This is a genomic window from Aeromonas lusitana (genome assembly GCF_002812985.1).
GTDB classification, from domain to species: domain Bacteria; phylum Pseudomonadota; class Gammaproteobacteria; order Enterobacterales; family Aeromonadaceae; genus Aeromonas; species Aeromonas lusitana.
In genome coordinates this window covers 49196-61968 of record NZ_PGCP01000010.1, presented here as the reverse complement: position 1 = coordinate 61968, position 12773 = coordinate 49196, and the positions used below count along the sequence as shown (strand labels likewise).

General features: G+C 63.3%; 12 protein-coding genes. 7 read left to right on the top strand and 5 right to left on the bottom strand.

What is annotated here, in order from left to right; genetic code table 11:
- Positions 1 to 5: 5 nt before the first annotated feature.
- Genes glgB through msrB form a run of 3 tightly spaced genes read left to right on the top strand, consistent with a single transcriptional unit; the run spans position 6 to position 4770 of the window.
- Complete coding sequence (gene glgB, locus CUC44_RS07470; RefSeq protein WP_100859350.1) at positions 6 to 2183, top strand: 1,4-alpha-glucan branching protein GlgB; 2178 nt, start codon at positions 6 to 8, stop codon at positions 2181 to 2183.
- Positions 2183 to 4324, top strand: coding sequence for a glycogen debranching protein GlgX (glgX, locus tag CUC44_RS07465; protein WP_100859349.1), 2142 nt, complete (start codon positions 2183 to 2185; stop codon positions 4322 to 4324). Before glgB ends, glgX begins: the two co-directional genes overlap by 1 nt.
- A 56-nt stretch (positions 4325 to 4380) precedes the next feature.
- Positions 4381 to 4770, top strand: coding sequence for a peptide-methionine (R)-S-oxide reductase MsrB (msrB, locus tag CUC44_RS07460; RefSeq protein WP_100859348.1), 390 nt, complete (start codon positions 4381 to 4383; stop codon positions 4768 to 4770).
- A gap of 106 nt (positions 4771 to 4876) precedes the next feature.
- Here msrB and chrA read toward each other — a convergent pair whose 3' ends face one another.
- From chrA to CUC44_RS07445, 3 genes are all read right to left on the bottom strand, one after another.
- Positions 4877 to 6046: a chromate efflux transporter gene (gene chrA / locus CUC44_RS07455; protein WP_100859347.1), complete on the bottom strand. Its 1170-nt coding sequence runs from the start codon at positions 6044 to 6046 to the stop codon at positions 4877 to 4879.
- 202 nt (positions 6047 to 6248) lie between these two features.
- Entirely contained in the window at positions 6249 to 6692 is a 444-nt protein-coding gene (locus tag CUC44_RS07450; protein ID WP_100859346.1) for a nucleotide triphosphate diphosphatase NUDT15, read from the bottom strand.
- 531 nt (positions 6693 to 7223) lie between these two features.
- Positions 7224 to 8228 (bottom strand): NADP-dependent oxidoreductase, encoded by a 1005-nt coding sequence (locus CUC44_RS07445; RefSeq protein WP_100859345.1) that lies wholly within the window; start codon positions 8226 to 8228, stop codon positions 7224 to 7226.
- A gap of 228 nt (positions 8229 to 8456) precedes the next feature.
- Here CUC44_RS07445 and CUC44_RS07440 point away from each other — a divergent pair, with 228 nt between their 5' ends.
- The 3 genes from CUC44_RS07440 to CUC44_RS07430 all read left to right on the top strand — a co-directional run bounded on the left by CUC44_RS07440 (position 8457) and on the right by CUC44_RS07430 (position 9611).
- Positions 8457 to 8882, top strand: a complete 426-nt coding sequence (locus CUC44_RS07440; RefSeq protein WP_100859344.1) for a MarR family winged helix-turn-helix transcriptional regulator — start codon at positions 8457 to 8459, stop codon at positions 8880 to 8882.
- Between the two features lie 30 nt (positions 8883 to 8912).
- Positions 8913 to 9143, top strand: coding sequence for a hypothetical protein (locus tag CUC44_RS07435; protein ID WP_100859343.1), 231 nt, complete (start codon positions 8913 to 8915; stop codon positions 9141 to 9143).
- A gap of 150 nt (positions 9144 to 9293) precedes the next feature.
- Positions 9294 to 9611: a hypothetical protein gene (locus CUC44_RS07430; RefSeq protein WP_100859342.1), complete on the top strand. Its 318-nt coding sequence runs from the start codon at positions 9294 to 9296 to the stop codon at positions 9609 to 9611.
- Positions 9612 to 9743: 132 nt separating this feature from the next.
- Here the strand turns inward: CUC44_RS07430 and CUC44_RS07425 are convergent, their stop codons facing one another.
- Complete coding sequence (locus CUC44_RS07425) at positions 9744 to 10220, bottom strand: Lrp/AsnC family transcriptional regulator (RefSeq protein WP_100859341.1); 477 nt, start codon at positions 10218 to 10220, stop codon at positions 9744 to 9746.
- 307 nt (positions 10221 to 10527) lie between these two features.
- On the bottom strand, positions 10528 to 11142 hold the full coding sequence (locus CUC44_RS07420) for a helix-turn-helix transcriptional regulator (RefSeq protein ID WP_100859340.1): 615 nt from the start codon (positions 11140 to 11142) through the stop codon (positions 10528 to 10530).
- Positions 11143 to 11489: 347 nt separating this feature from the next.
- Between CUC44_RS07420 and CUC44_RS07415 the strand changes: the two genes are divergently transcribed.
- The gene (locus CUC44_RS07415) at positions 11490 to 12728 is read left to right on the top strand and encodes an MFS transporter (RefSeq protein ID WP_100859339.1); all 1239 of its coding nucleotides are present in this window, start codon (positions 11490 to 11492) and stop codon (positions 12726 to 12728) included.
- Positions 12729 to 12773: the final 45 nt, after the last annotated feature.

The following is a 12773-nucleotide window of genomic DNA, read 5'->3' as shown; positions in this document are numbered from 1 at the left end:
TGTCGATGCCCGTTGAACGTTTGGTTGCCGCCCGCTGTGCCGAACCCTTTTCCCATCTAGGCCTGCTGGCCAATCCGGATGGACCAGGCCTGAAACTCACCGCCTGGTTGCCCGATGCACTCGAGGTCCGCGTCAGGGATCTCAAGTCAGGTAAAATCATTGCCACCCTGACCTCCGCCGATGAAGCGGGCCTTTTTGAAACTGTTTTCACCCGCCGCAAGAACCCCTTTCCTTATCAGCTGATCGCCAGCTACCCAGATGCCAGTGCCGAATTCCTCGATCCGTACCAGTTTCAGGCAGCCGCCTGGGATGGACTGGCGGAGCTGACGTTCCAGCCGGAAAACCTCTACCACACCCTCGGTGCCCAGTTGCGCACCGTCGACCATCTCGGCCAGCGGGTGGAAGGGGTGCGCTTCGCCGTCTATGCCCCGAGCGCCAGCGCGGTGAGCCTCATCGGTGACTTCAACTTCTGGGATGGCCGTCGCCACCCTATGCAGCGCAGCCAGTGCGGTCACTGGGTACTGTTCGTGCCGGGCCTCAAGGCCGGGGATCGCTACAAGTTTGAACTCAAGGATCCGGCGGGCAACCGCCTGCCCCACAAGAGCGACCCGGTCGGCTTCTACTGCGAGCAGTACCCGTCGTTTGCCTCCGTCATCCATGACCACGACGTCTACCAGTGGCAGGATGCCGCCTGGCGCGAGAGCCAGCTCAACGACAAGCGGGAGCAGCCGCTCTCCATCTATGAGTTGCACGTGGGCTCCTGGAAGCGCCACCCCAATGGTGACAGCCTGAGCTGGCGTGAACTGGCGGTGGAGCTGGTCGACTATGTCACCGAGCTGGGCTACACCCATATCGAGCTGATGCCGGTCTCGGAACACCCCTTCAGCGGCTCCTGGGGCTACCAGCCGGTGGGCATGTTCTCGCCGACCAGCCGCTACGGCAGCGCAGATGACTTCAAGTATTTCGTCGACCAGTGCCACCAGGCCGGCATCGGCGTCATCCTGGACTGGGTGCCTGCCCACTTCCCGGCGGATGCCCACGGTCTCGCCCGTTTCGATGGCACTCCGCTCTATGAGTACGAGGATCCGCGCCGCGGCTGGCATCCGGACTGGAACTCCTACATCTACGATTTCGGCCGCAACAACGTGCGCCAGTTCCTGGTGGCGAGCGCCCTGTTCTGGCTCGACAAGTTCCACATCGATGGCCTGAGGGTAGATGCGGTCGCCTCCATGCTCTACCTGGATTACTCCCGCAACGCCGGCGAATGGGTGCCGAACGTCGATGGGGGCAACCACAACTACGAGGCCATCAGCCTGCTGAAGTGGACCAACGAGGAGGTGTACGGCAAGTACCCCCACGCCATGACCATAGCCGAGGAGTCCACCGCCTTCGCCGGGGTCTCCAAGCCCACCTTCCTGGGTGGTCTCGGTTTTGGCTTCAAGTGGAATATGGGCTGGATGCACGACACCCTGAGCTACATGCAAAAGGAGCCGGTGCACCGCCGCTATCACCACAACGAGATGACCTTCTCCATGGTCTATCACTATGACGAGAACTTCATCCTGGCCCTGTCCCACGACGAAGTGGTGCACGGCAAGCACTCCTTGCTCTACAAGATGCCGGGGGACGAGTGGCAGCAGGCCGCGAACCTGCGCGCCTACATGGGCTTCATGTATGCCCATCCCGGCAAGAAGCTCAACTTCATGGGCACAGAGATAGCTCAGAGCAACGAGTGGAATCACGATGCCCAGCTGCCCTGGCACCTGCTGCAGTACCCCAAGCACGGCGGCCAGCAGCGGCTTATCCGGGATCTCAACCACCTCTACCGTCATGAAGCTGCCTTGTATCAGGCCGATTATGGGCGCGAGGGCTTCCGTTGGCTGGATCATAACGACGCCGACAGCAGCATCTTCGCCTGGCTGCGTGCCGATAAACAGGGTGAAAATGCTGTCGTGGTCGCCAGCCACTTCACCCCTGTACCGCGCATCGGCTATCGCCTCGGGGTCCCGGCGCCCGGTCACTACCGGGTGGTGCTCAACACCGACAGTGAGCATTACTGGGGCAGCAACTATGATGTGGGTTTGGTCTTCGTCGCCGAGCCGACGCCCTGGCAGGGAATGGCGCACAGCATAGTGCTGGACTTGCCGCCGCTCGCGACCTTGTTCATCAAACAGGAGTCTTGATGTTGGTAATGGAACATGGGCAGGACTACCCGTTGGGCACCCGTCTCGATGAGACGGGGTGCCATTTCTGTGTCTGGGCACCCCAATCGGACAAGGTGGAGCTCTGCCTGTTCGACGAAGATGAGCAGGAGCAGGTTCGACTGGCGCTGCTCGGTCGGCGCGGTCAATATCGCTTCGGCCATGTGAAGGGGGTCAAGGCGGGCCAGCGCTACGGCTATCGGGTGTATGGCACGCCCCAGGAGGGCATGCTGTTCGACCCGGACAAGCTGCTGATCGACCCCTATGCCAGGGCGCTTAGCCGGCCGACCCATTGGAGCGATGAACTCTACGAGGGGAACAGCGCGGCCATGATGGCCAAGTCGGTGGTGGTCGATGACGCCTTCGACTGGCAGGGGGTCGGCAAGCCGGCGTTGCCGCCGGAGCGGGTCGTCATCTACGAGACCCACGTCAAGGGCTTCACCCGCCAGCATCCCGGCATCCCGGAGGCGCTGCGCGGTACCTATCTCGGCATCAGTCATCCCCTGATGATCGAGCACATGCAGTCGCTGGGTATCACGGCGGTGCAGCTGATGCCGGTGGCGGCCTTCATGTCCGAACCCAGACTCGAGCAGCTGGGGCTCACCAACTACTGGGGCTACAACCCCATCGCCTTCTTCGCCCCCGAGCCGCGTTACAGCGCGGGGGATGCGGTCACCGAGTTCAAGACCATGGTGCGCGAGCTGCACAGGGCCGGGCTCGAGGTGATACTGGACGTGGTCTACAACCATACCGCCGAGGCGGGGGCCGACGGCCCTCTGCTGTCCCTCAAGGGGTTCGACAACGCGGGCTACTACGCCTTCGAGACCGGTGCCCACGGCCCTGACTATCAGCGCCACGCCAACGTCACGGGTTGTGGCAACAGCGTCAACCTGGATCACCCCAACAGCCTGCGACTGGTGCTGGATGCCTTGCGCTACTGGGTGACCGAGATGCAGGTGGATGGGTTCCGCTTCGATCTCGCCGTCACCCTGGCGCGGGAAGCGGGGGAGTTCGATCCCATGGGAGCCTTCTTCAAGGCCATGATGGCGGATCCCGTGCTGGCGCGGGTCAAGCTTATCGCCGAGCCCTGGGACATAGGCCCGTTCGGCTATCGGCTCGGCCAGTTCCCGAGCCAGTGGCTGGAGATCAACGACCGCTATCGGGACACGGTGCGCGCCTTCTGGCGCGGGGACGCCGGCAAGATGGGGGATTTCGCCACCCGCTTGGTGGGGTCGCGGGATCTGTTCCCGAAGAACTGGCGCGCCCCCCATTCCAGCGTCAACTATCTCTGCTATCACGACGGCTTCACCCTGGAGGATCTGGTCTCCTACAACCAGCGCCACAACCAGGCCAACGGTGAAGACAACCGGGACGGTCACGGCAACAACCTCTCCTATAACCACGGTGTCGAGGGGCCGACCCTGGATCCCAGAGTCAACAACCTGCGCCAGCAGCAGAAGCGCAACCTGATCGCCACCCTGCTGCTCTCCCAGGGGACGCCGCACTTCCTGGCGGGGGACGAGATAGGCCGCAGCCAGCTTGGCAACAACAACGCCTACTGTCAGGACAACCAGATAAGCTGGGTCAACTGGCAGTGGCGACCGGAAGACGAGCGGCTGCTCGCCTTCACCCGCCAGATGATGGCGCTGCGGGCGGAATCCGGGGTCTTCTCCAACCTGCAACTGAGCGACGACAACTGGAATGGCGTCCCGACCAGCTGCCATCAGGTCAACTGGTATCACCCGGACGGCCATCAGCTCACCGATCAGGACTGGCACGCCCCCATGGGGCAGGCGTTCGCCATGGACATCGGCATGATCGGCTGCGAGGGGGAGCGCTGGTACGTGCTGTTCAACGCCAGCGACTACGACATCCAGTTCCGTCTGCCGCCGCCGGGGGAGGGGCTGGAGTGGGTACAGACCATAGACACCTCCACCAACGATGGTATGCCCTTCCTGCCCGATGACATCAAGCGCCAGGTGACGGTGGGCCGGGCTCACTCCCTCAAGTTGCTGGAGCGGGTCGCCCTGTCGGCGGCCACCCTGGCCAAGGAGGGGGTGGTGGCGGTGCCGGATGTTGCCGCCGTGTTGCCAACGGGATCACAGTTCCCGCTGGCGGGCTAGAGTCGGGGCCTGGGAGTGGGTATGCTGGGCGGCGAGATCAATGGCGAGGAGTCAGCATGAGCAGCAATAATCCCGAGCAATGGCGCAAGCAGTTGAGCGCCGAGCAGTATCACGTCTGCTGGGAGAAGGGGACCGAGCGTCCCTACAGTGGCGCCCTGCTGCACAACCGCAAGAGTGGCGACTACCTGTGTGTCTGCTGCAAGAGCGTACTGTTCCACTCAGGGGCCAAGTTCGACTCGGGCTGCGGCTGGCCCTCGTTTGACAAGGCCATCGAGGGGCGGGTGACCTACACGGAAGACAGCAGCCACGGCATGAAGCGGGTGGAGATCACCTGCAGCCAGTGCGGCTCTCATCTGGGTCACGTCTTTCCCGACGGGCCGACCGAGACGGGCCAGCGCTACTGCGTCAACAGCCTGAGTCTGGACTTCGATCCGGATGCCGAGTGACTGATACCGAATGAACATGGCCCAGAGCCAGTTAAAAACGGCGCCCCTTGTGAAAGGGGCGCCGTTTTCTTATTGGGGCAGCCTGATGGTTGCCCCCGCCGGTGCGTCAGATAGGCAGCAGCGAGGCGCCCACCAGCAGGCCGGCGAGGGCCAGGATGGGCAGCTTCAAGACCCGCAGCAGATAGAAGGCGAGGGCGGCCAGCGCCAGATCGGTGGGGGCCAGCACGGCGCTTTGCCACACAGGCTGATACAGGGCCGCCAGCAGCAGCCCCACCACGGCGGCGTTGATCCCGCTCACGGCGCCCGCCAGCCTGGGCTGGGCCAACCAGTGCCGCCAGCAGGGCCCCAGCGCCCACAGCAGCAGAAAACCAGGTAGGAACAGCGCCAGCGTCGCCAGCAGGGCGCCGATGAAGGGCGTCTGTGGCAGTAGCAAGGCGCCGAGGTAGCTGGCCAGGGTGAACATGGGGCCCGGCACCAGCTGGGCCAGGCTGTAACCGGTCAGAAACTGCGGCGGGCTCAAGGCTTGCCCCAGGCTCTCCTGCAGCAAAGGCAGCACCACATGACCGCCGCCAAACACCAGGCTGCCCGCCCGGTAGAAGTCCGTAGCCAGCTGGCTGGCGGGGCCCTGGGCCAACAGCGGCAGGCCGACAAACAGCAGGGCAAATAGCAGCAGGGTCGGCCAGTGGGGCTGGCGTGGAGTGGCCGGGGTGGCGAGGGTCGCAGAGTGCGGGGTGGGCGCATCAGGCGATCCCTGCCCAGGGCTGAAGTGCGCCGCGATGGCGGCGGCGCCAGCCAGCAGAAGCATCTGGGTCAGCAGGCCGGGTTGCCACCAGAGCGCGGCGGCGGTCACCACCATGATCCCTTGTTGCAACCGGCCCTGGCAGAACTGGCGGCTCATGGTGAGCACGGCATCCGCCACCACCACCAGGGCCAGCAGCTTGAGGCCATGCTGGGCGGCTGCCAGCCAGAGGTTGTCGGTCAGCCGTGCGAGGCCGATGGCCGCCGCCAGCAGCAACAGGAAGGAGGGCAGGGTGAAGCCCACGAAGGCGGCAAGGGCGCCGCCCAATCCCGCCCGCTGACGACCGATGGCAAAACCGAGCTGACTGGAGGCAGGGCCCGGCAGCAGTTGGCACAAGGCCAGCAGCTGGGCAAACTCGGCCTGACTGAGCCAGCCCAGCCGGGTGACGAAGGTGCGCTGGAAATAGCCGATATGGGCGGCGGGGCCGCCGAAGCTGATGCAGCCTAGCCACAGAAATTGAATAAACACCTGCCCCACGTCGTCACTCCCTCATTGTTATCATGGACCTCGATGATATGACAAGGCGGTGACGTTTGGATGACAGTTCGGGTTGGCGTTACTGCGGCTGGCTCAGCTGCGGCAGATAACCGCGCCCGGCCAGCTTATAGGGGATGGTCTATGGAGCGGGCTGGCTCGGCTGTGGCAGATAGCAACGGCCCGCCAACCAGCAGGGGATGGTCTAGATTGCCGGCTGGCTCGGCTGCGGTAAGTAGCAACGTCCGGCCAGCCAGCAGGCGATGGACTGGCGACTGGCATCGAAATGGGGCTCAGGCAGTTCGCGGGGATCGCACCAGATCCAGCCCTCGCACTTCTCCGGCTCCAGCAGTTGCGGCTCACCCTCCACCTCGGCCAGCAGGGTGACCGAGATGTAGTGCAGCCCGCTCTCGCTCCAGGTCTCCAGGTTGTTGGTGACGGCGATGACCCGTGGCGCTTTGATAACGAAGCCGGTCTCCTCGGCCACCTCCCGGATGGCGGCGGATTCGAAGCTCTCCCCCAGCTCCAGATGGCCGCCCGCGATGGACCAGTAGGGGGCGTGGCTGCCCTTGCGCTTGCCGAGCAGCACCCGGCCCTCGGCATTGGTGAGGATGACGCCGACACCGACGCGGGGATAGGGAGTGGACATGGGGAGACCTCCTTGTGGTGGTTGCACGATAGCTGCACTGCGTGGCTGATGGTGGCGGCGTCGTGCACTGTCATGGCGACGGACTAGGTGCGAGCTGGATTGGGTAGGCTGACCCTGTCACCGCCCTCAAATGCTGGGGGAGATAGACTCATCTCGCCGAGGTCAGATTGCACCATAAAAAACGGGCCCACCTTAGGGCGGATGGGCCCGTTTCGCAAGTCACCGGTCGCTGAACCGGCGGGAGACTGTCAGATTGCGCCGATTTACCATCCATTAATGAGATAGATGGCGGAAGATAGCATCTGTTTAAACGATGGCTTGGAGGGGCTGAAGCCGAGTCTATTTGCCCGTTCGCGTGCCGCTAAATCTGTTTTCGGTCTATCTCCATCGCTCCACACTCGGCTCGCCTTACTTGCATCCGATGGCGGGCACTCAGTCCAGCTTGACCGGCATCTTGCCATTGCTATGCCCCTCGGCCTGTCTCTTGATAAAGATGAGGGGGGCTTGCCGTGCTCGATGCCGGGCGGGCGCTCAGTCCAGCTTGACCAGCATCTTGCCGGTGTTGCGCCCCTGGAACAGACCGATAAACGCCTGTGGCATGCTGGCCAGCCCCTGGCTGACGGTTTCCTCGCTCTGCAGGGCCCCGGCCTCGAAGGCGGGAATGGCCTCGGCCAGGAAGGCGCCGTAGTGCTGCCAGTGGTCGGAGACCAGCAACCCCTGGATCAGGATGCGCTTGCGGATCACCTGGGCCAGGTTGCGCGGGCCGCTCGCCTCGCCGTTGCTGTTGTACTGCTCGATGAGGCCGCACAGCACGATGCGACCGTGCAGCGCCATGTGATTGAGGGCCGCCTCCAACATGGCGCCACCCACGTTCTCGAAGTAGACCTGGATCCCTTCCGGTGCCAGCCGCGCCAGCTCGGCATCGAGATCCGGGGTTTCACGATAGTTGATCACCGCATCGGCCCCCAGGGTCTTGAGATAAGCGACCTTGTCGGCCGAGCCGGTGGAGCCGATGACCTTAGCCCCAACGCGCTTGGCGAGTTGCACCGCCATGGTGCCGACCGCGCCGGAAGCCGCCGAGACCAGCAGGGTCTCACCTGCCTGCAACTTGGCGACCTGGTGCAGTCCGGCCCAGGCGGTCATGCCCGGCATGCCGAGGGCGCCGAGGAACAGCTGGGGCGGCAAGTCGGTGGCGGGCAATCGGGTCAGTTGTTCCCCCTTGGCGACGAAGCTGTCTCGCCAGCCCAGCATGCTGCTCACCCGATCGCCCACCTTGAAGCCGGGGTGGCGCGAGGCCAGCACGGTACCTATGGCGCCTCCCTCGAGGGGGGCATTGAGAGCGAAGGGCGGCACATAGCTCTTGGCCTCGCTCATGCGACCGCGCATGTAGGGATCCACCGACAGCCACTGGTTGGCGACCAGCACCTCCCCCACCTGGGGCTCGGGCAGGGCAACGGCCTGCAGGGTGAAATCGTCCGGGGCTGGCAGGCCGCTCGGGCGACGCAGCAACTGGATCTGATGGCTGAGCTGACTCATGGTGTTTCTCCAGAAAGGGGGCGGTCACTAAGGTGCAGTGGGCAGTTCAGACTGCGCCTGTGCGGGTCTCGCGTCCAGCAGTATGGTGTCCTGCGGGCTGTGTTATCTTGCGTGCAAACTAACTCCAGCCTAATGCCGAACGGGTGGTCTGACAACTGTTTTGTGTGCAAATTATTCAGCGTCCCCGCCTCCTGGGGTATACTGGCGCCATTACCAGCGAGGTGCCCCATGAGTGAATTGAAAAAGCAGGTCTGTTTTGCCCTCTACAGCGCCTCCAATGCGGTGATGCGCGCCTATCGGCCGCTCTTGGACAAGCTGGATCTCACTTACACCCAATATCTGGTCATGCTGTCGCTCTGGGCGCGGGACGAGGTCAGCCTCAAGGAGATTGGCCAGGAAACCGGGCTGGATGCGGGCACCCTGACTCCCATCGTCAAGCGGCTGGAGAGCAAGGGCTGGCTGACCCGCACCGTTTCAAGCGAAGACGAGCGGCAGAAGTGCATCCGCCTGACCGAGGCCGGGCGTGAGCTGCAGCAGGGGGTGAAGGAGTGTTGCCTGGTGGACAACTTGCGCAGCCAGCTGGATCTGGACGATGCTGAACTGGCTCAGCTGAAACAGCTCTGCGATCGTCTGGCGGCCCAGCTGGGACGCTGAGTCGGCCCTCATCGACCCGGGATCCATCCTATGAAGCCACTGTTGCCCTTGTTTACCCTGCTGCTTGGCGCCTGCGCCGGTGGCACCCATGCTCCATCGACGCTGCAGATAGACGATGCCGACGCCTGGCAGGCCATCTGCAAGGACGGCGCCCGGGTGCGGGCCATCAGCGATGTGGGGATCTGCGACGCCCATCGCGGCGTGGCCATGTGGATGAATAAACCAAGGGCGGCACGGATGGCAGAGGAAGCCGCAAAATAGTGTGATGCAGGCAGCATAAAATGACAAAACCGGCCCACTGGCCGGTTTTTTTCGCGATCCCGCCAGCACTTTGCCGACTTGTTCATGGTGCACTCATTTTTCTCTTCCCATACTGGCCCCACAGTTCCAGAGGATAAGAGGAGAGAAGAGATGCAATCATCCATCGTCGGCCTCTCCATTCTGTGGGGGCTGGCCAGTTTTGGTGTTCAGGGGGATTTCATCGAGAGCCGTGATTCCGTTGCGCCGTCCTGGCTGGCCGAGTCCAGAGTGGAGATGGAAGGGTATCTGATAGAGTCGTTAGGTGCCGATCGTTGGCTGTTCGACAACGGCAACGAGAGTCTGCTGGTCGCCTTGCCCGAGGGGCAATGGGTCCCTGCCGGTGAGCGGCTGCGCCTTAGTGGCGAGCCCCAGCATGAGCAGGCCGGCTGGCTGCTGCAGGTGCAGGATGTCAGCCAGGTGAGCGTCTAAGCCTGATCCCAAGGGGATAGCGCGGCAGAGGCCGATAAGTCCGGCGCAGACAGATATAGAGATACAGAGAGATACAAAAAGAGGAGGCCAAGGCCTCCTCTTTTTTTGGTGCCGGCAACCGGCGGGCGGGCTTTAGCCCAGGTGATTGAGGGGCAGCGCCGTCTTGTGCTTGATCCGGCGCAGCACGAAGCTGGAGCGCACCCCAGTCACCCCGGGGATGTGGGTCAGCTTGTCCAGCAGGAAGTGCTGGTAGTGCTCCATGTCCCGCACCACCACCTTGAGCTGGTAGTCGGCGTCGTTGCCTGTGATGAGATCGCACTCTAGTACCTCGGGCAGCTCCTGAATGGCCTTGTCGAAGCTCTCGAACCGCTCAGGTGTGTGCCTGTCCATGGAGATGTGAATGTAGGCGGTGAGGGTGAGACCCAGCTGGCGGGCGTTGAGCAGGGTGACATGGGTATCGATGAGACCGGCATCCTCCAGCGCCTTGACCCGGCGGGAGCAGGGGGACGGGGAGAGTCCGACCAGCTCGGCCAGCTCCAGGTTGCTGATGCGGCCATTCTCCTGCATCAACTCCAGAATGTGCCTGTCGATACGATCAAGTTTCAGCATTCTCCGTTCCTCGTTGCAATTACTAATTCACTTTTCCTAGATTAAGGGTGAACTATTGCAAAAACAACCGAAAATACCCGCTACTTCACAACCACTCACCGCACCGGCGGGGATATGATAATTACATCTTCCGGTGGCAAAGCAGATATCCAACCAGGTCTCTGCGGTGAAGGACCTTACCGGGTCATCAACCCCATCAGCCGTCTGACCCTATCGGGAAATGGCGGGCTGGACTGAGAGCATCCCCTCCCCGAAGGCAACAAAGCAGGCATCCCGGCGCCTGCTTTGTTGTTTTTGGGCTTTGGCATCAGGGCCGGATGCGATAGAGGCAGCGCCTGTCCCCGTCCAGCAGGTATTGCTCCCGCTCCACCTCGGCCGGCGCCAGCAGTTGGCGAAACATCGCCAGCTCGCTTCGGCAAAATCCCCGGCAGGCGCGCGCCGCGGCGCAGATGGGGCAGTGACTCTCCCACCACAGCCAGCTGCCGTCCTCCTCCTGGCGCATGTCCGCCATATAGCCCTCCCGGCTGCGCAGGGCCTTGAGGCTTGCCAGCTTGCCCTCCAGTTCGGTCTGGGTCAGCTCGGCGCGATAGCGGCCGAGCATCTGTTGCTCCCGCCGCGCTATGAGTTGCTCCATCCCCTCTTCGCCAAACAGCTGCTGAACGTCGTCGATGAGCTGCAGGGTCAGCTCGCTGTGGGTGTCGGGGAAGCGTTGCCAGGCCTGATCGGTCAGGTGCCAGAGCCGCATCGGCCGACCCCGGCCACGCGCCTCGTCACTGAACCCTACCCAGCCCTCGGCCTCCAGTGCGATCAGATGCTGGCGGGCGCCCATGGAGGTCATCTGCAGCTGATCGCCGAGGGCGGCGGCGCTCTGGGGCCCGTGGGTCTTCAACAGGTAGAGGATCTTGTCGGTGCTGGCATTCATGGGCTGACTCTCGTTATCGACGGGTGCGCTCCGGGGGATGGATGTCATCTCCGGCTGCCACGGGATCTTGTCGGTATTTGGCACTCATTCATGGGCTGGCTCTCGTTATCGACAGGTGTGCACCGGGGGATGGATGTCATCTCTGGCTGCTATGGGATCTTGTCGGTATTTGGCACTCATTCATGGGCTGGCTCTCGTTATCGACAGATGCGCATTGGGGCATTTCTAGCAGGCCTTGATGGGCCCATTATGGGGAGGGGATCCGTTTAAATCAATAATTCGCTTTACTTAATGGGGCGACTCATCTCAGTATAAATAAACAAATAACTTTATTTAATGAGGCGGACATGGAAGGAATCAAGACGCAGGCCACCCTCTGGGTGCTGGTGATGACGGTGACCCTGGCGGTGGCGGGCTTCAGCCTGCCATCCCCTGTGCTGGCACCCCTGATGCTGGATCCGGCCCAGGGCATGCTGAGCCCGGAGGCCTCGGACTGGAGTCGCAAGGTGTGGCTCGGCGTCATCATGGGGCTCTACCCGCTGTTCCAGCTGCTGGGGGCGCCCTGGCTCGGCAAGCTGTCGGACCGCTATGGCCGCAAACCCATCCTGACCCTCTGCCTCATCGGCGTGCTGGCGGGCTACGCCCTGATGGCGCTCGGCATCGCCTGGCGCTCCCTGCCGCTGCTCTTGCTGAGCCGGGTACTGGAGGGCTTCTTCAACGGTGACATCGCCATCGTCCAGGCCATGGCGGCGGACATGAGCACCCCCAAGACCAAGGCGCGCAACTTCGCCAGGATCAACATCGGCATGAATCTCGGCTGGGTGCTGGGGCCCATGATAGGTGGCTACGCCGCCGTGATCTCCGGGGATTACAGCCTGGCGGCCTGGTTGGCGGTGGCCATGACGGCGGTTAACCTGCTGCTGATCCTCTGGCTCATTCCCAATAGGCCGCCGGTGGCGGCGGAGCAGACCCTGGCGCCGCTCTCCACCTGGCAACTGCTGCAACAGCCCCGCTTGCTGCCCTACTTCGTGCTGACCCTGCTGAGCTATGGCGCGGTACAGCTCTACTTCACCTACTTCAACGTCTGGTTGGTGGAGCGGCTGGCCTGGGATCCGGTGCAACTGGCCCAGGCGGCCGTGCTGGTGAGCGTGCCCATGATGCTGGGCTCCTGGATCGGCGAGCAGCTCGCCCGTCACTGGCGCGGCAGCAGCCTCGGCATCGTCGGTCATCTGGTGATGGCGGCGGGCATGCTGATGTTCGTGCTGCCGAGCCAATGGTGGGGGCTGGCGCTCACCTTCATTCCGGCGGGCATCGGCATGAGCATAGGGGAGCTGGCCATCTCGGTCGCCGTCTCCAACCGCAGCCATCCCCAACAGCAGGGACAGGCGATGGGGCTCTATCGCGGGTTGGCGGTGGGCAGCGAGATCCTGGCGGTGGTGGTGGGCAGCGTGGCGCTGCTGGCCGGTACCGAGTGGCCCTTCTACCTGGCGACCCTGTGCGGGGTACTCTGCGCGCTGGGCTTCTATGGCCTGCGCCGTACGGCTGACAGGCGCGAGCAGGCGGGGGCCCAGGTCGAGCCTGGCTGATCCGTGGATCACAGATTGGCGCCGGCGGGGCAGCGGGAGCTTGCA